General features: G+C 67.4%; 12 protein-coding genes. 5 read left to right on the top strand and 7 right to left on the bottom strand.

Going from position 1 to position 17,489, the window contains the following annotated elements:
- The first annotated feature begins 59 nt into the window (after nucleotides 1-59).
- The 4 genes from ACFW0B_RS00175 to dmpG are packed head-to-tail and all read left to right on the top strand — an operon-like array spanning nucleotide 60 to nucleotide 3,647.
- Entirely contained in the window at nucleotides 60-887 is an 828-nt protein-coding gene (locus tag ACFW0B_RS00175) for an alpha/beta fold hydrolase (protein WP_449145947.1), read from the top strand.
- On the top strand, nucleotides 884-1,675 hold the full coding sequence (locus ACFW0B_RS00170) for a fumarylacetoacetate hydrolase family protein (protein WP_449145946.1): 792 nt from the start codon (nucleotides 884-886) through the stop codon (nucleotides 1,673-1,675). The genes ACFW0B_RS00175 and ACFW0B_RS00170 overlap by 4 nt, the downstream gene beginning before the upstream one ends.
- 15 nt (nucleotides 1,676-1,690) lie before the next feature.
- Complete coding sequence (locus ACFW0B_RS00165) at nucleotides 1,691-2,599, top strand: acetaldehyde dehydrogenase (acetylating) (RefSeq protein ID WP_449145945.1); 909 nt, start codon at nucleotides 1,691-1,693, stop codon at nucleotides 2,597-2,599.
- A 13-nt stretch (nucleotides 2,600-2,612) separates the two neighbouring features.
- The gene (dmpG, locus tag ACFW0B_RS00160) at nucleotides 2,613-3,647 is read left to right on the top strand and encodes a 4-hydroxy-2-oxovalerate aldolase (RefSeq protein WP_449145944.1); all 1,035 of its coding nucleotides are present in this window, start codon (nucleotides 2,613-2,615) and stop codon (nucleotides 3,645-3,647) included.
- Between the two features lie 137 nt (nucleotides 3,648-3,784).
- Here the strand turns inward: dmpG and ACFW0B_RS00155 are convergent, their stop codons facing one another.
- Nucleotides 3,785-4,396: a chemotaxis protein CheD gene (locus ACFW0B_RS00155; protein WP_449145943.1), complete on the bottom strand. Its 612-nt coding sequence runs from the start codon at nucleotides 4,394-4,396 to the stop codon at nucleotides 3,785-3,787.
- 295 nt (nucleotides 4,397-4,691) lie between these two features.
- Here ACFW0B_RS00155 and ACFW0B_RS00150 point away from each other — a divergent pair, with 295 nt between their 5' ends.
- Nucleotides 4,692-5,210 carry a DinB family protein gene (locus ACFW0B_RS00150; RefSeq protein WP_449145942.1) on the top strand — a complete coding sequence of 173 codons (519 nt, stop codon included), beginning with the start codon at nucleotides 4,692-4,694 and terminating at the stop codon, nucleotides 5,208-5,210.
- Here ACFW0B_RS00150 and ACFW0B_RS00145 read toward each other — a convergent pair.
- From ACFW0B_RS00145 to ACFW0B_RS00120, 6 genes are all read right to left on the bottom strand, one after another.
- Nucleotides 5,195-6,124: a LysR family transcriptional regulator gene (locus tag ACFW0B_RS00145; protein WP_449145941.1), complete on the bottom strand. Its 930-nt coding sequence runs from the start codon at nucleotides 6,122-6,124 to the stop codon at nucleotides 5,195-5,197. The two genes, ACFW0B_RS00150 and ACFW0B_RS00145, sit on opposite strands and share 16 nt — an antisense overlap.
- A gap of 81 nt (nucleotides 6,125-6,205) precedes the next feature.
- On the bottom strand, nucleotides 6,206-8,011 hold the full coding sequence (locus ACFW0B_RS00140) for a monovalent cation:proton antiporter-2 (CPA2) family protein (RefSeq protein WP_449145940.1): 1,806 nt from the start codon (nucleotides 8,009-8,011) through the stop codon (nucleotides 6,206-6,208).
- A gap of 256 nt (nucleotides 8,012-8,267) precedes the next feature.
- Nucleotides 8,268-9,092, bottom strand: a complete 825-nt coding sequence (locus ACFW0B_RS00135) for a hypothetical protein (protein WP_449145939.1) — start codon at nucleotides 9,090-9,092, stop codon at nucleotides 8,268-8,270.
- 83 nt (nucleotides 9,093-9,175) lie between these two features.
- Nucleotides 9,176-10,459, bottom strand: coding sequence for an eCIS core domain-containing protein (locus ACFW0B_RS00130; RefSeq protein WP_449145938.1), 1,284 nt, complete (start codon nucleotides 10,457-10,459; stop codon nucleotides 9,176-9,178).
- Nucleotides 10,460-10,540: 81 nt separating this feature from the next.
- Nucleotides 10,541-12,508 carry an eCIS core domain-containing protein gene (locus ACFW0B_RS00125; RefSeq protein ID WP_449145937.1) on the bottom strand — a complete coding sequence of 656 codons (1,968 nt, stop codon included), beginning with the start codon at nucleotides 12,506-12,508 and terminating at the stop codon, nucleotides 10,541-10,543.
- Nucleotides 12,509-12,754: 246 nt separating this feature from the next.
- Nucleotides 12,755-17,479 carry a hypothetical protein gene (locus tag ACFW0B_RS00120; RefSeq protein ID WP_449145936.1) on the bottom strand — a complete coding sequence of 1,575 codons (4,725 nt, stop codon included), beginning with the start codon at nucleotides 17,477-17,479 and terminating at the stop codon, nucleotides 12,755-12,757.
- Nucleotides 17,480-17,489 lie beyond the last annotated feature (10 nt).

Genomic DNA, 17,489 nt, shown 5'->3' with positions numbered 1-17,489 from the left:
ATGTTGCCCACCGGGGCGCGCCGAATAATCCGGCCAAACAACAAGCCGAGGAGAGTCCCATGGGCGCGCTACCGCAAGGGCGTTTCGTCACGCTGCCCGATGGTCTGCGATTGCACTACCTGGAGGCTGGCGAAGGCGAGCCGGTGGTGTTCATTCACGGCAGCGGCCCCGGAGCCAGCGGCCACAGCAACTTCAAGCAGAACTACCCGGTGTTCGAGCAGTCCGGCTATCGGGTGATAGTCCCCGACCTGCCGGGCTACGGCCTTTCCGACAAGCCGGAAACCCAATACACCCTGGACTTCTTCGTGGCTGCCCTGAGCGGCCTGCTGGACGCCCTGGACATCCCGCGCTGCGTGCTGGTGGGCAATTCCCTGGGCGGCGCCATCGCCATCAAGCTGGCCCTGGATGCGCCGCGCCGCGTCAGCCGCCTGGTGCTGATGGCCCCCGGCGGCCTGATGGAGAAGGAGCAGTACTACCTGCAGATGGAAGGCATCCAGAAGATGGGCGCCGCCTTTGCCAATGGCGAGCTGAACGACGCCGAGGGCATGCGTCGGCTGCTGGCCCTGCAGCTCTACGATGCTTCGCTGATCAGCGATGAAACCGTCAGCGAGCGGGTCGCCGTGGTGCAACAGCAACCACGCTGCGTGCTGAGCACCATGCAGGTGCCGAACATGGCGGCGCGCCTGTCCGAGCTGTCCTGCCCGATCCTCGGTTTCTGGGGCATGAACGACAAGTTCTGCCCGTCTTCCGGCGCCCAGACCATGCTGGAAGCCTGCCGCAACATCCGTTTCGTGATGCTCAGCGAGTGCGGCCACTGGGTGATGGTGGAACACCGCGAGCTGTTCAACCGCACCAGCCTGGACTTTCTTGCGGAGGGCCGGCCATGAGCGAAGCCCGGCAACGTGAATTCGGCGAGGAGCTCTATCAGGCCCTGCTCGCCGGCCGCACCCTGGAGCCGCTGACTGCGCGCTGGCCAGAAATCAGCATCGAGGACGCTTACCGCATTTCTCTCTACAGCATCGAGCGGCGCGTGGCGGCGGGCGATGCCATCGTCGGCAAGAAGATCGGCGTCACCTCCGAAGCCGTGCAGCGCATGCTCGATGTGCACCAGCCGGACTTCGGCTTCATCACCCGCGACATGTGGTTCGACGACGGCGACAGCATCTCGCTGTTCGCCAACCATCTGATCCAGCCGCGCGCCGAGGGCGAGATCGCCTTCAAGCTCAAGCGCGACCTCAAGGGGCCGGGCGTCACCGAGCAGGACGTGCTGGACGCCACCGAATGCGTGATGCCCTGCTTCGAGATCGTCGATTCGCGCATCCACGACTGGAAGATCCGCATCCAGGACACCGTGGCCGACAACGCTTCCTGCGGGGTGTTCGTGCTCGGCCGCGAGCAGGTGGACCCGCGCGAGCTGGACCTGCCCAACCTGCGCATGACGGTGTTCAAGAACGGCGCGCCGATCAGCCAGGGCCTGGGTTCGGCGGTGCAGGGTAATCCGCTCACTGCCGTGGCCTGGCTGGCCAACACCCTGGGCGCCTTCGGCATCCCGTTCAAGGCCGGCGAGATCATCCTCTCCGGCTCCCTGGTACCGCTGGAGCCGGCGTGTGCCGGCGACCGCTTCGAACTGACCATCGACGGCCTGGGCAGTGCCCGGGTGTCCTTCCGCGACTGACTCCGGGGAGACAGCATGAGCAAGAAACTCAAGGCGGCCATCATCGGGCCGGGCAATATCGGCACCGATCTGTTGATCAAGATGCGCCGTTCCGAATGGATCGAACCGGTGTGGATGGTGGGTGTCGACCCAACCTCCGAGGGCCTGAAACGTGCCGCCGAATTCGGCCTGAAGACCACCGCGGAAGGCGTCGACGGCCTGCTGCCCCACGTGCTGGACGACGACATCCGTATCGCCTTCGATGCCACCTCGGCCTACGTGCATGCGGAGAACAGCCGCAAGCTCAACGAGCTGGGCGTGATCATGATCGACCTCACCCCGGCAGCCATCGGCCCGTACTGCGTACCGCCGGTGAACCTCAAGGAACACGCGGCCAGGCTGGCGATGAACGTCAACATGGTCACCTGCGGCGGCCAGGCCACCATTCCCATGGTGGCGGCGGTGTCCCGCGTGCAGCCTGTGGAATACGGCGAGATCGTCGCCACCGTGTCGTCCCGCTCCGTGGGGCCGGGCACCCGGCAGAACATCGACGAGTTCACCCGCACCACCGCTGGCGCCGTGGAGAAGATTGGCGGGGCCAGGCGCGGCAAGGCGATCATCGTGATCAACCCGGCCGAGCCGCCGCTGATGATGCGCGACACCATCCACTGCCTCACCGAAGGGGAACCTGACCAGGCGGAAATCCGCGCCTCGGTGCTGCACATGGTCAAGGAAGTGCAGCGCTACGTGCCGGGCTACAAGCTGATCAACGGCCCGGTGTTCGATGGCCGCAAGGTGTCGATCTTCATCGAGGTGGAAGGGCTGGGGGACTTCCTGCCCAAGTCCGCCGGCAACCTGGACATCATGACCGCCGCTGGCCTGCGCACCGCGGAGATGTTCGCCGAAGAGGCCCATAAGGGCGCCCTGCAACTGCCTGCCCGTTGACCGGAGAAACGACATGAACCTGCAAGGTAAGCGCGTGCGCCTGCACGACATGAGCCTGCGCGACGGCATGCATGCCAAGCGCCACCAGATCAGCCTCGACGAGATGGTGGCGGTGGCCACCGGCCTGGACGCCGCCGGCGTGCCGCTGATCGAGATCACCCACGGCGATGGCCTGGGTGGCGCCTCGCTGAACTACGGCTTTCCGGCCCACTCGGACGAGGAATATTTCGATGCGGTGATTCCCAAGCTCAAGCAGGCCAAGGTTTCGGCCCTGCTGCTGCCGGGCATCGGCACCGTCGACCACCTGAAGATGGCCCACGACTGCGGCGTGTCCACCATCCGCGTCGCCACCCACTGCACCGAGGCGGACGTGTCCGGCCAGCACATCGGCATGGCGGCGAAGATGGGGCTGGATACCGTGGGCTTCCTGATGATGGCGCACATGGTCAGCGCGGAAAAACTGCTGGAGCAGGCGAAGCTGATGCAGAGTTACGGCGCCAACTGCATCTACTGCACCGACTCGGCCGGCTACATGCTGCCGGATGAGGTGAGCGAGAAGATCGGCGTGCTGCGCGCCGGCCTGGATGCGAACACCGAAGTCGGCTTCCACGGCCACCACAACATGGGCATGGCGATTGCCAACTCCCTGGCTGCCATCGAGGCCGGTGCCGCGCGCATCGACGGTTCGGTGGCGGGCCTGGGGGCCGGTGCCGGCAACACGCCGCTGGAGGTCTTCGTCGCGGTGCTGGCGCGCATGGGTGTGGAGACCGGCATCGACCTGTACCGGATCATGGACGTGGCCGAGGACCTGGTGGTGCCGATGATGGACCAGCCGATCCGCGTCGACCGCGACGCCCTCACCCTGGGCTACGCCGGGGTGTACAGCTCCTTCCTGCTGTTCGCCAAGCGTGCCGAGCAGAAATACGGCATCCCGGCCCGCGAGCTGCTGGTGGAACTGGGACGGCGGGGCACCGTGGGCGGCCAGGAAGACATGATCGAAGACCTGGCCCTGACCCTGTCGCGGCAGCGTGGGGTGATGCCGACGTAGGTCGGGTTCGACGCCGGTCTTTGTGGGAGCGAATTTATTCGCGAATGAATTCGCTCCACAACAAGCCTGCATTCCCTGGAACGTTCGGGTGGCTCACGCTTTACCGATCCACCACCAGGACCTTGATCGGCACGGGCTCACTCCTTGAACAGGTCGTAGGGTCCCAGCGCCTCCCCGCGCTTGAGATAGAGGATGTACTCCAGCTCGCGTTGCTGGATGGTGTCGTTGTGCAGGCTTTTCAGCTTCTTCACCAGCACCTTGCCGCTGGACGGGAAGATGTAGACCTTGCGCGCCTCGGCCCCCATCACGTCTTCGGCCAGCAGCGGAATGCCTTCGGTATCCAGGTAGCTGTGGACGAACTCCACGGTGCGCAGGGTGGTGTCGAAGCGCAGCAGGTCGTTGGGCAGGTTGCCGGCCCCGAACACCTTGGCCGCCAACTGGTGGCGGCGGGCGCCCTGGCGCAGCAGCGCTTCGCTGAGCTGTTCCATCATGCGCACCCCGTGGTGGGTGGCGGCGCTGGCCAGGCCGCTGCCGGGGCCGGGTTCGGGCAAGAGAAACTGGTTGATGCCGCCGATGCCTCGCTGCAGGTCGAAGAGGCAGACCGCCACGCAACTGCCCAGCACCGACACCAGCACCTGGTCCTCGGTGGTGGCGTAGAACTCGCCGGGCAGCACCTTCACCGCCGGCAGCTGGAAGTCGGGGTCGAAGTAGCGGGTGGCGGCGATGGCGCCTGCGGTTTCTCCTTTCATGTCGAGGCTCCCTGCACGGGCTGGTAGAGGGTGCGGCCCACCCGTTTCAGCCCGTGGCCGGCCTGCACGAAGCGTTGCGAGTGGACGGCGAAGAACAGGCCACCGGCAACGCTGCTTAAAGCTAGAAGCCGCTCGCCTGCTGTCAAATTGCTAGTTCCCGCCAGTTCCCCAGGGGCCCGGGAAGGTGACGGTCGGGGCTCCGTGGTTCCTGGCCGCGCCTACACTGATCGGGTCGTCCTGCGCTCACCTCTCCCACCCCGCGCGATGGCTCCGACCTTCCGAAGGAGGGCCTCTGATGATCAACGCTCACACGGCCAGGATGCTTGCCCACTACAAACAATGGGTCGATGAACGGCTCTTCGATGACCTGGCCGGGTTGCCGCCGGACGAGGTCGGCAAGGAGCGCGTCTCCCTGTGCAAGAGCATCATAGGCACGCTCAATCACATCTACGTGATCGATTGCATATGGCGCGCCCACCTGGAGGGCAGGTCGCATCCGTACAAGACGCGGCTGGAAGTGCCGCACCCCGAACTGGCCGGGCTGCGGGAGGCCCAGGCGGCCATGGACGGCTGGTTCGTTTCATGGAGCGCCGGACAGACGGACGCCTCGCTGGCCACGCCGGTGGAGTTCGTCTTCTGCTCTGGCGACCCCGGCGTGATGACGGCCGGCGCCATGCTGATGCACGTGGTCAACCACGCGTCCTATCACCGGGGCAGCGTGATCCAGATGTACGCCGAGATTCCGGCGAAGCCGCCGATCACCGACCTTCCCGTGTTCCTGCGCGAGACGCATCCGCTCTACGCGACGGGCTGAGTGGGCATCGGCGGCGCGGACATGTGCTGGGTGATCAGTTCGCGCAGCCAGCGTTCGGCGGGATCGTTGTCGGTGCCGCTGTTCCACACCATGGACAGCTCCGTAGTGTGGATGGGGAAGGGCGGGGCATCGGCGCGCAGGCCGCTGCCGTCGATCAGCGCGTCGGCGGCGTAGTCCGGGACCGTGGCCAGCAGCTCGGTTCCCTTCAGGATCGAGCGCAGGCTGCCGAACTGCGGCACCGCCAGCACCACGTGGCGGCTGCGGCCAACCCGGGCGAGGTCGTTGTCGATGTTGCCGCTCAGATCGCCCGAGAACGAAATCAGCGCATGGGGACGCGAGCAGTAATCGTCCAGCGTCAGCGCACCGGGGCGGTCGTCGCCGCGCAGGATCTTGCAGCACAGGTTGCGCAGCCGCTTGCGCTTGGCATTGGCCGGCAACTCCGTGGTGAAGCTGACGCCGACCGAGATTTCCCCGGAGGCGAGCATCGACGACATGAGCAGGAAGTTGACCCGGCGAACCACGACTATGGCCTCGGGGGCTTCCTCGCGGAGCTGGGCGAGCAGCGCTGGAAACAGGCCGAACTCGACGTCGTCCGAGAGTCCGATGCGGAAGGTATTGCGGTAGGTCACCGGGGTGAAATCCCTGGCCCGGCTGACCGCGCCGGAGATCGCGTCCAGCGCCGGTTGCAGCTCTTCGAGGATTTCCAACGCGCGCTTGGTGGGTTCGAAGACTCGGCCATTGCGCACCAGCAACGGGTCGTCGAACAAGTCGCGCAGGCGCGCCAGGGCGGCGCTGACGGCGGGTTGGCCGAGGAAGAGCTTCTCCGATGCCCGGGTGAGGTTCTTCTCGTACATCAGGGTTTCGAAAACCACCAGCAGGTTCAGGTCTACACGTCGCAGATCGTTCCGGTTCATCCGGCACCTCCCACAGGCGTTGGCTGGCTTGATTGAAGCGCCTTGCGCGCGCCTGGCAACGGCCTTGCCAGGCGCGGCCGGTTACTTGACAGCCTTGTCTTCGATCAGGTCGGCGTCGAACAGGTGCTCCAGCTCGGTCCGGGCCTCGCGGGCTGTCTGGATCACCGCGGCAGCATCATCATAGACCTCGTGCTGGGCAGCCAGGACTTCTTCGTCGTGGCGCTGGAAGCGGCGGATGCGCGCGTTGGCCTGGTCTTCGTCGAGCCCCAGGCCCAGCAGCGCCTGGCGGCTCATTTCCAGGGCGGAGTGGAAGGTTTCGCGCACCGGTACGGCGCCCAGGTCCAGCAGGCGGTGGACGTGCTGGCGGTTACGCGCACGGGCGATGACCTTGAGGTCGGGGTAGAGACGCTTCACCAGCTCGGTGAGCTTGAGGTTGGTGTCCGGATCGTCGGTGGCGATGATGAGGTACTCGGCCTTGTCCACCTTGGCCGCGCGGAGGATTTCCGGGCGCAGCGGATCGCCGTAGTAGATGGGCATGCGGCCCAGGCTGCGGCCGTACTCGATCATTTCCACGGCGGTATCCAGCGCCACGTAGGGCACGCGCTGGGCGCGCAGCACGCGGGCGATGATCTGGCCCATGCGCCCCATCCCGGCGACCACAACGCGCGGTTCGTCGCTTTCTATGCGCTGGTATTCGTCCGGCACTTGAACCGGCGCCGGCGCGGAGACGAGGTGGCGGAACAGCGCTAGCACCAGCAGTGGCGTGACCGCCATGGACAGGGTGATGCTGAGCACCAGCAGGCTGTGCAGGCGGGCGTCGAGCATGCCCTGCTCGTGTGCCACCTTGAACACCACGAAGGCGAACTCGCCGCCAGCGGCCAGGATGATCCCCAGGCGCAGCGCATGGGTGCGGTCCAGCCCGCCGATGTAGCGGCCTGCCACGTAGAGCAGGGGCAGCTTGAACATCAGCAGCAGCACGGTCAGCACCAGCACCGCGAAGGGCTCGTTCAGCAGCAGGCTGAGGTCGGCGCTCATGCCCACGCTCATGAAGAACATGCCCAGCAGCAGGCCCTTGAACGGCTCGATCTGGGCTTCCAGCTCGTGGCGGTATTCCGAGTCGGCCAGCAGCAGGCCGGCGATGAAGGCGCCCAGGGCCATGGACACCCCCGCCAGCTCCATCAGCCAGGCGGTGCCGATGACCACCAGCAGGGCGGTGGCGGTGGAGACTTCCTGCAGCTTGGTCTTGGCGACGACGCGGAACACCGGGCGCAGCAGGTAGCGGCCACCGATGATCACCGCGCCGATGCTGCCCAGGGCCAGGAGAATGGCTTGCGGGTCGACCTCGTCCGCATCCAGGTGTCCGGCGCCACTGAGCAGCGGCAGCAGGGCGATCAGCGGGATGGCGGCGATGTCCTGGAACAGCAGGATGGCGAAGGCCAGGCGGCCGTGGGGGCTGGTCAGCTCCTTGCGTTCGGCGAGTATCTGCAGGCCGAAGGCGGTGGACGACAGGGCCAGGCCGAAGCCCAGCACGGCCGCGGTATTCAGGGACTTGGCGAATACCAGCCAGGCCACCAGGCCGATGGCCAGGGCGGTCAGCAGCACCTGCGCCAGGCCCACGCCGAATACCGAGCGGCGCATTACCCAGAGACGTCGCGGCGAGAGTTCCAGACCGATGATGAAGAGCAGCAGCACCACACCCAGTTCGGAAACGCGCGCCACGCTTTCCGGGTCGGTGACCAGCGCCAGCACCGACGGTCCGATCAGTACCCCGGCCAGCAGGTAGCCCAGCACCGCTCCCAGTTGCAGGCGCTTGGCCAGGGGAACGGTGAACACGGCTGCAAACAGGAATACCACTGCTGCCTGCAGCAGGCTGCCTTCGTGGTGCATGCATTTCTCCCAGGTCGGATGTCTTGAGGGGCGACATTCTAGAGTAGTGCGGGCACCGACGCAGTGGCCGCGCGAATACGACGCGGGCCCCTGATCGGCCTCCTGGCGGAGGCATTCAAGGGGAGTGATATGAGGTGAGTGGGGAGAGCGTTAAAGCCTTCGCGCGAAGTCCGGGAGGATGTAGCGAGCTCTACTCGCGATTCGCTGGGTAGGGCATTCGCGAGCAGAGCTCGCTACGGTGTTTTGGGAAGGTTGCCTAGAAGCACGACCTGTTGGTGTCGGTGTCGCGCCAGATATGGGCGCCGAAGAAGGCGTAGGCGTCCGGGTTGTCCATGCGGCCCGCCGTGGTCTGGCCGGCCGGTGGGGCGGTATTGCCGGTAGGGTATTGGGCGCTGCCGCGGTTTGGCGGGTGTGTCCCGCCAATGCCGATACCCACGTCGTGGGCGCCTTCGTGGATGAGGATGATGGCGCGGCAGGTCGGTGACAGTTCCCAGAACGGCCGGCACACGTGGACAAGGTCATCGGCTTCGATCCAGAAGGCCTGTTCGCTGCCGCAGATGTTCTGGCTGTTGCAGATGTAGTTCGGGACTACCAGGGTGCCGAGTATCTGCCGGTAGTTGTCTTCGATGGTGGCGCGTTCGGCTGCGCCGGGGGCGATGAAGTGGCGGCCGAGGGCTGTATCGTAGGTGGTCCCGGCGGCCGGGGCGGCGCCCAGCGCGCGCCGCGCAGCACCGACGAATTCACGGGCGCGCTGGCGGGCGGTTTCCAGCCGCTCGTTTGCGTCGGTGATGCCGGTGATGCGCTCGCTGCAATCGCGGTAAGCGGGTGTGGCCGCCGGTTCGGCCAGGGCTTGGGCCTCGTCGGCGACCGGGGCCTGGTCGCCGTCGCGGGCCTGGCGGGGGCCGGTGAGGTGTTTCTCCTCGCTGCACTTCGGACAGCTGCCGCCGCAGGCACAGGTCGAACGGGCGAATCGGCGCTGGGCAGGGACCGGGCGCGGCGGGCCTGCTGCCGCGCAGGCCTGCTGGGCGGCAGCCGGGCTACGTGCCCTGGGCGCGCTTTCCTCTTGCATTCTGCTGGTCATGGCCATGGTTTTCTCCGTTTGCGCCGACTCCGCTGGCCACCTGATAGCGGGGCTTGCCCGCTATCGGTCTGCCGGTGCCTCCTTCACGGGCATTTGGTGGACTCGCAGGGGTTGGCGTTCCATCTGGTGTTGCCGGTCTTCTTGCGGTGGCAGCACAGGTCGGCAAGCACGGAGCTGTCGTAGCTCACCGTCACCGTGGTGACGCCGATCCGCGTGTGGTAGTTGAGGTCGCGCATCGAAGTGCCGTTGCCGACATGCACGCAGGCGTGGGAACCGGTGTCGAGCTGCCCCTGGTGGATGGCCTGGATGCCCTTGAAGAAGATCGCGTAGTTCATGGTGCCGGCGCCGCTCTTGGAATAGCGGGCGCCCTTGCCGGTTTTCGCCACCGGGTCGGTGAGGTTGCCGAGACGAACGTTCTCCGAGTCCGTGTAGCCCAGGCCTTCCAGGCGGATGACCTTGGATTTCTTGACCCGGTCGGTCAGGCCGATGCCGAGCATGGTGGAGCCGCCGGCGATGGGCAGCGTCACATCCGCCGGGACATTGCTCGACTTGCCGCTGTACTTGGCGGTCAGCTTGCCGGTGGGCATGCGTGGTTCCAGTTGCCCGGCCGCCTTTGCCGCGGCCTTGTGCCCGTCGTCCACCACAGCCTTGTCGAAGTGGATGCTGATGCTCTCGATCCAGGGCTGCTTTTTCGGGTCGGTGAGGGTTTCGTTGGCGGCGTCGAAGGCGATGGTGTCCGGTCCCTTGCTGCGATAGCGGGACAGGCTGCGCCCTGCGCTGGAAGCTGGCGCGCCGCGTTGCTGGACGACGTGGGTCAGTTCGTGGGCGATCAGGTGCTGCCCGGCCCTGGTGTCGGGGGCGTACTGGCCGGCGCCGAAAACGATATCGCGCCCCACCGCATAGGCGTCGGCGCCCACCTCGCGGGCCGAGCGTTCCGCCTGGCTACCCAGGTGTACCTGCACATCGGCGAAGGGATGGCCGAAGCGCCGCTCCATGTTTGCCCGCAGACCGGGCTCCAATGCCTGGCCGGGGCTGGAGAGGGTGCGCTCGACGCTTGCCGGTGCCGCCTGCACGTGCCCCCCGTCGTTCCCGCCATGACGCTGGATCTGCACCGGTGAGGCGCCGATGCCATTCAACGGCGAGCGGCTCATGACGTCGGCGGCGACCCGGTCCGCCTCCCGCTCGTGACTGTCCCCCGGCTCGCTGATGCTGAGCGCCCCGGCGCCATTGCAGCGTGGGCAACCGCCACCGCAGGCGCAGGCCGAAGGCGATTGTCCGGACGCGCGGGGTGCGGCCTGGGTGGTGGAGTTCGTCGCGGCTGGCGCCGAGCGCTGGATGTGAAGGGGAGGCTGCTGGAGAGTGAACATGTTCGTCGATGTCCCCGTTTGAGGGCGTGGAAAGCACGGCGTCGGTGAAAGGCGCCTGCCAGCCTGGGTTTCAGTGGCCCGTCACGGCGCCTGCTCGGCCGATTCGGCCAGCCAGCGCTGGATGAGCGCCAACTCGTCAGGGCTCAGGGGAACCGTCCCCGGCACGCCCGGGCGCGGGGCGAGCGGTACTGCATCCAGTGGCAACAAGCCCAGGCCAGGCAGAGGAGCGCTCAACATGGACTCCGAGCGTTGCCGTTCCCAGTCGCGCTGCATGGCGTGGCAGGACGGGCAGACGGTGGAGTCCATCGGTCCGCCGCTCTCGCGAGCGAGGTCACCCATCACCGTGCTGCCCAGTGCGCCGCCGATGATGCCTCCGCCGAGTCCGCAAACGAACAGGCCGATCCCGCCGGTGGCCACGCCGAAGAATGCACAACCGGCCACCGCCAGTGCAGTGCCCGCCATCCCGCCAAGTTGTCCACCGGCTTCCTCGGCGACAACCACGCCCCGTTCTTCCGGTGAGGCGGAGGCGATGCGGTATGCCGACAATGCCGCACCCGCGACGACGAGAACCCTGCCGCCCCAGCGGATCGTCCCTGCGTGACGCATGAGGAAGCCGGGTTCCGCGGCCGATTCGGCAATGCGCTGCACGCTGACGATGCGGCCGCGATGATTGGCGACCACCAGGAACTCGGCTTCCTCGATGTTGGTCAGAGCCTGCTCGCCGAGGGTGAAGGCGTTCGGCCCGGACACGTCGAGTGCCGCGGAGCGGGGAATCTCCATGCGGACCCTGTAGCGCGGCGGTTGCGCCTCGAGGAAAGGCGCGGTATGCCCCGCCCTGGAATACGAGGCGAACGGGGCACCCGGAGTGGCGCCGCCGATGTGCAACGCGGCTGCGCGACGCAGCATCGCCAGTTCGGCGGCGCTCAGGCTGTCCACGCCGGACTCGTTGAGCCGCGCTACGAGGCTGGGAATGCTGCGCAGTTCCGCTTCGGTGAATCCACGACTCACCACCCAGGAAAATGGGCCGCCGCTGGCCAGTTCGCTGGCGATTCGAGGGTGCAGGTTGCGCGGCAAGGTGTTGGTCAGGCGATCCAGCGTCACGAAATGGCGGCCTGGCAAGAGTGGCGACCAGTATTCGCGCGAGAGCACGCGGCTGGCCGCGTCGGCCCGCGATAGCCAGCTGAAGTCGCCGCTCGCCAGTACGTGACTGCCGAGGCCCGCCACGCTCAATGGATAGCCCGGAAAGTCACTGCCGCCCGTGCCGGAAACTGTGGTGCTCAAGGTCGCGCCCAGTTCGCTCGCTGCGGCGGGGTCAAGCATGGGGGCGCCATCGATTGGTTCGGCGATGAATTCGATGGGGATCTCGGTGAGCGCGCCGGGCAGTTCCGTGGGGGACGGCGCCGAGACGTGGACCTGGCGCTGGCTGCCGAAGAAGGTGCTCGGATTCGGCTGGTCGGCCGCGATTTCGTAGCTGAACTCGAAGTTGACCGTATCCGGTACGTCGTCGCCGAGATTGAGATGCAACCGGCCCGGCGCGACGTTCACCCTGGCCTCGTACTCGCCCGGGGTGACGTTGCAGTGGTTCATGGTGTAGCTGAAGACGCCGCGGGAGGTATTGAAGGTGATGCTGTTCCCGGCGCAATCGATGGTTACGCCGGACACGTTGCCGTCTTCATCGCCCGGGTCGCGCGCGAGCAGCTTCTGCCCTCCGTCGCGCTGTTGCAGCACATGGGTCAATTCGTGGGCGAGCAGGTGCCGGCCGGCCGTGGTGGCCGGGGCGAACTGCCCGGAAGCGAACACGATGTCGCGCCCGACGGTGTAGGCGTTGGCGTTGACCTCCCGTGCCGAGCGCTGGGCCCTGGAATCGGTGTGCACCCTTACCGAGCCGAGGTCGCGGCTCAGTCGGGACTCGAAGAATGTCCGCGTGCCGGAGTCCAGCGGTGTTCCGGGAGAGCGCAGCACCTCATCGACGGACGCGGGAGCGGATGGGCCGGCCAGCCCCCCGGACTTGCCGGGTGAGACCGGGCCAGCCTCGCTGCCTTTGCGCATCAGGCGCCCGGCCAGGGCGTCGGCTTCGCGTTCATGGGCGGCATCGGCTGCCCCAATGCGCAGCGAGGACGCGCGCTGGCACTTCGGGCAACCTCCGCCACAGGCGCATGGCCGGCCCGTCGAGGGTTTCGGCTGTGCCCGGCCGGCGCTGGTGGAATGCGCGAGGCCGGCGCCCGGCCTTGCAGTCGACCGCCGGCCGCGTTCAGCGTGAACGGCCGGGCTCTGCACGGCGCCGCCCATCGGGAATCACTCCTTCTTCTTCGGCGCGGACTTGGTGGCCGCTTTCTTCACAGTCGAGGCAGCCTTGCGCGTCGGGCTCGGCGGTGGGGTCTGGCCGAGCAGTCGGCTGGACATTTCGATGAGTTTCTTCGCCTTGTCTTCGCCGCCAACGATGCTTGCCAGCCTGGCCGGGTCGGTTTCCAGGATGCCCTCGACATCCTCGATCTTGCCTTTGGCGAGCTGTTTGAGCGTGCTGTCGTCCAGTTGCAGCTTGTCAAGCGGGGTACGCACCGCCGGCCCTGGTGCCGGCTCGGTCGGTTGCGGCGTCGGTGTTGTCGGTGCTGGCTCGGCAGGCGTTCCGTGGATCAGCGTGGCGTTCACCACCACCGACTTCGGCACCACGCGCACCGGCACCACCAGGGTGGCCTGCAGCGTGGCTCCGGTGTCGAAGCGCAGCGCGGTCTTGTCGCGCAGCACTTCCTTGCCGGCGAGGTCGGTGACGCGGGCGAACAGGTCGCCCTCCTTGGCCAGTCGTGCGGTCTGGGCAGCGTCGTAGGCGGCACTGAAGGTACCCGTGGCGTCGGTGATGCCCACGGCTTCGACCTGCGTGCCATTGCTGCGCAGCAGCGTCACGTTGTAATCGGCCAGCCCCTGGCCGCGGTCGTTGATGAGGCGGCCGCTCAGGGTCGAACCACCTTCTGGCCTGCCCGGCACGCGGATCGACAGGGTTTCCGAACTGGTGGCCAGCAGGCTGCTGGTTTCCGCGCTGGCCTGGCTGCGGGCGTTAAGCGCGGCGCTGGTCGGGAAGTCGGCGCCGTGCTTGCGCGTCATGCGCAGGGCTTCGACCTGATAGGCCTTGCTGGTGGCCACCTGCGTCGAGTTGATCTGGGCAACGGCGCGGGCTGCGGTCTGTTGCGTCAGGCTGCCGAGCTCTGCCGAGCTGAAGGCGCCGGAAGAGAGCGTGCCGCCCAGCTGGTTGGCGTTGGCGGCCAGCACGCTGAGGAGGAACTGGCCGACAGCCGCAGGGTTGGCGAACAGCCGGTTGCACAGGTCGGCATCCAGCACCTGGTTGGGCTGGTCCACGGTCGGCAGGGGGGCCGTCCCCGCCGTGGGCTGGGCGACGATGCAATGGTCCGCCTGGTTCAGCGCCGTCATGTTCATGCGCAAGCCCGTGGTCAACAGCGAGAGGGTGCGGGTCACGTCTTCGCGCAGGCGGGAGGCGGTGGCGCGGACGCTGTCGCCCATCAGCACCGCGTTGGCGAAGAACGGATCGCCGCGGTACACGGCCGAGGTGTTCGCGGCGTAGCCCAGGTCGTCCAGGGTCAACAACAGGTGTGAGGTTATCGAGCGGTTGTCCAGGCCAAGGCGCACGTAGTTGTCGTCGAACAGCGTCTCGCCGCCCGGTAAGGCGCGTTCGGCTGCGGTGACGAAGCGGCCCTTGGCGGACTGGCCGGGCTCGAAGGCCAGGTAGGCGCCGAAGAGCCGCGCCAGCACACGATGGATGCCGCCCAGATTGATGATCAGCACCCCGCCCACTGCGGTATCGAGGAAACCGAACAGGCCACTGTGTTCGCTGTTGAGGTGGTTGTTGGCCACGGATACCGGGCCGAAGGTGAAGGCGGTCAGGGCGCGGCCGGCGGGCTGGTCGATCCGGTTGTCGTGCACCCGCAGCGCGGCATGGCGGCCGCTGGAGCGGGACAGGTGCGCGGTCAGTGCCCCGGCAAAGCGCACGTACACACCACCGCGGATTCCCGCGTTGCGGTTGTCCTCGAAGCCCGTGGTGGCCGCGCCATTGGCGGCGAGCACGTTGTCGGTGACCTCCAGGTTGTCGCCGTAGCCGACGAACACGCCGCACGCCGGGTCAACGGCACGGGGACCGTTCTCGTGGATGTGATTGCCGCTGATCCGCGCCGCTTCGACCAGGGCCAGGGAGATGCCGCCCCGGCCGATGAACTGCGCCTCGTCCAGCAACGCCTCGGTGAAGGGATTGCGCAGATTGTGGTGCAGGCGGTTGTTGAGGATCACCAGATCGCGCACCGGGTCGGTGGCGCGCAGCAGTGGCGTCAGCGCCAGGTTCAGCAGGGCGGCGTCGAGGTAGGCGAGCAGGGCGGCCTTCGGGTCGTTGCCGGGAATCGCGCGGGAGGGGCCCTTGAGGTCGGCGCCGTGGCGCGGGGCGAAACCGATGCCCGACAGGCCCATCATCGAGATGTCGTTGGCCTCGATGGTGATTTCATGGAGGAAACCACGCAGCTGATCGGCGGCGCGTGCCGCCAGGGTCACGACGTTGACCAGCACGCCGTCGTCCCGTGCCTCGGCGATGCGTTGCACCTGGTACTGCGGCGACACATCGAGGCGGTAGGTGCCCGCAGCGGTCTTGACGCTGGCCATGCCTTGCGCGTCGCTGCGGTCGGTGGCGACCGTGGTGTCTTCGAGGTAGAGGTCGACGCCGGACAGCGGCTTGCCCTGTTCGTCCTGCAGCAGCGCGAGGAACTGGCCATTGGCGGCGACATTCACGGTTGCCGGCACGCCTGCTGGCGCTCCTGTGGCGAGGATGACGGGCGGCTCGGACTCTGGCGGCGCCTCCTCCGGGTCCAGGTCGCCGCCCAGGGTGACGCCATTGCCGGCGCCGCCCACCAGGGTGTTTTCCAGCAGGCGGACCCGCTCGCAACCGGCGCGCACATGGATGCCGCCGATGGCCCGGTAGGGTTGCTGCGGCAGTAACTGCACCACCAGCACGGCCCACGCGGCAAAGGCGTAGTTCAGCACCAGGTGCGGGTGCAGGTAGAGGATCTCCGGCCTGGCGCAAGGGTCGGCGGGGTCGCGGGTGGGGTCGTCGTCCGGTTCGTCCGGCGCATCCGGCGTCGTGTCGATGAACGGCAGCAGCACCAGGGTGTTGCGTTCCACCAGCACGTCATCGCCGGCAATCGACAGCGTCGCGCGACCATCGACCGTGTCCAGCAGGTGCAGGCGGTTTCCGGCGATCTTCAGGCCGACGGCCAGGGTCGCGCGGATGGCGTTGGTGCGCGCGATCATGCGGTTGTCGTGGATGTCCAGGTCCTGGCAGCCGTCTTCGCGGCTGCCGTCGATGCGCACCGCGATGCCGTCGAAGGTGACCAGGTCGAGGTCGCAGACTTCGATCCCGCTGCAATCGACGAAATGCAGCAGCGGCTGGCTGCGGGTTTCCGTGCGCGGCAGCACCAGCGTGCGCCAGCGACAACCGTGGATCTTGACGTTGTGCCGGCGTTCCAGGCGCAGGTTGGCGCGGTGCACGCCGGGCAGCAGGCAGAGTTCGCCACCGGCTGGCGGCAGATGGGCGGCGGCTTCTTCGAGGGAGTTGAAGTCGCCGAAACTGCTGGTGCCGTCGCCGATCAGGAAGGTGCAGCAGACTTTCTGGTTGGTCAGGGGGCGAAAGCGTTTGCGGCAGTCCTCGATGCTGCCGGAGATCTCCGTGTTGCGCCGGCCGGTCCAGTTGATTTCCGCCAGGGGCACACGGTGATAGACGATGCCTGCGGGCGCGGCGCGGTCCAGCAGCACCGGCGGGTTGCCGATCTCGCCGGCACGCACGCTGAAGGTCCAGTAGTCGCCCGGCCGGTAGTGGCCGGCGGCATCGAAGGCCAGGCGAATGCCATCGCGCAGTTCCCTCGGGTTGGCGATTTCCGGGTAGTCCTGGATTTCCCCGAGCCCGTTCCACAGGCGGAAGAACACCGGGTCACTGGTGCCTGGCAGGCTGCCGAAGCTGGCCGGGGCTTCCAGCTCCAGGTCGTGGTCGGTATTCAGGCGCGCCATGCTGCCGTAGACCACCACCCAGGTGCCCACCAACTCGTCGTACTGCAGGGCCTCCAGGTAGAACTCGGTCAGGCCCGAATTGACGATGGCCGCGCGGCCGGCGTCGATGATCACCCGGTCGGGATCGCCGCTGGCGTCGAAGCGGCCACGGCCGGCGAGCCCGCCATTCCACTGGCTCCACTTGAAGCGTACCGGTACGCCTTCGGGCGCGTCGGCGATCTCGATGCGGTACAGGCAGTGCTCGAAACCGGTATAACCGCCACCGCCCACCACCGGGCAGTCACCCACCAGGTTCAGCACGGGCGCCAGGGTGGCGCTGAGCCGTCCCTTGCTGGCGGGATCATCGCGCAGGCGGGCGAGGATGTTGCTGCAGTCCTCCCCCTGGGCCAGGCGCAGCAGGCGCAGGCGGAAATTGACGAAGGCGCGCTCGGTGGTGTCCGGCCCGCCCAGCGCCGGCTCGATGAGCCGCTGCGGATACTGGAAGCCGTGCAGGGCTTCCTCGGAAACCTCAAGGATCACCGCGTCACGGATGCCATCGGCGATCTGCCCGGTCGTCGGCATGGGCGTGGCCAGGGGCGCGCCGATGTAGGTGGCCAGGCGCGTGACCAGCGCCAGCGGGTCCGGTGCGACACCGGGCAGGCGCGTAAGAATGCCGTCCACCCAGGCCCGGCCCGGGCGCAGGCGCAGGTGCACCACGCCATCCACCACCGCCGCCGCGTCCACCCGGAAACCCTCCGGCTCGCTGGCCGGCACCGCGCAAACGCCAGCGCCGAGGATGTCGCGGCCGGCCTGACCGTTCCAGGCCAGCTCCAGCAACTCGCCCTCGGTGAAGTCGGCGTCGAGGCTCACGCGGCCTTGCTGGTGCAGCACGCCGCTGAGGTTGCGCAACACGCCCTGGGCCGGCTGGCTGACGCCGCGTTCGTGTTGATGGGGGTCGAAGTTCAGTATCGAGAAATCGCCTTGCATGGCTCCCCCT

It is taken from the genome of Metapseudomonas phytobenefica (assembly GCF_043392685.1).
In the GTDB taxonomy this organism is placed as follows: Bacteria; Pseudomonadota; Gammaproteobacteria; order Pseudomonadales; family Pseudomonadaceae; genus Metapseudomonas.
The sequence above is the reverse complement of the archived record's forward strand: the minus strand, read 5'-3'. Positions and strand labels throughout refer to the sequence as shown.

Bases quoted from the DNA above. Each gene is read 5' to 3' on its own strand.
- ACFW0B_RS00140 (WP_449145940.1), bottom strand. From the start codon at position 8,011: ATGCACCACGAAGGCAGCCTGCTGCAGGCAGCAGTGGTATTCCTGTTT.
- ACFW0B_RS00125 (WP_449145937.1), bottom strand. From the start codon at position 12,508: ATGCGCAAAGGCAGCGAGGCTGGCCCGGTCTCACCCGGCAAGTCCGGG.
- ACFW0B_RS00135 (WP_449145939.1), bottom strand. From the start codon at position 9,092: ATGACCAGCAGAATGCAAGAGGAAAGCGCGCCCAGGGCACGTAGCCCG.
- ACFW0B_RS00130 (WP_449145938.1), bottom strand. From the start codon at position 10,459: ATGTTCACTCTCCAGCAGCCTCCCCTTCACATCCAGCGCTCGGCGCCA.
- ACFW0B_RS00165 (WP_449145945.1), top strand. From the start codon at position 1,691: ATGAGCAAGAAACTCAAGGCGGCCATCATCGGGCCGGGCAATATCGGC.
- ACFW0B_RS00170 (WP_449145946.1), top strand. From the start codon at position 884: ATGAGCGAAGCCCGGCAACGTGAATTCGGCGAGGAGCTCTATCAGGCC.
- dmpG (WP_449145944.1), top strand. From the start codon at position 2,613: ATGAACCTGCAAGGTAAGCGCGTGCGCCTGCACGACATGAGCCTGCGC.
- ACFW0B_RS00155 (WP_449145943.1), bottom strand. From the start codon at position 4,396: ATGAAAGGAGAAACCGCAGGCGCCATCGCCGCCACCCGCTACTTCGAC.
- ACFW0B_RS00150 (WP_449145942.1), top strand. From the start codon at position 4,692: ATGATCAACGCTCACACGGCCAGGATGCTTGCCCACTACAAACAATGG.
- ACFW0B_RS00120 (WP_449145936.1), bottom strand. From the start codon at position 17,479: ATGCAAGGCGATTTCTCGATACTGAACTTCGACCCCCATCAACACGAA.
- ACFW0B_RS00175 (WP_449145947.1), top strand. From the start codon at position 60: ATGGGCGCGCTACCGCAAGGGCGTTTCGTCACGCTGCCCGATGGTCTG.
- ACFW0B_RS00145 (WP_449145941.1), bottom strand. From the start codon at position 6,124: ATGAACCGGAACGATCTGCGACGTGTAGACCTGAACCTGCTGGTGGTT.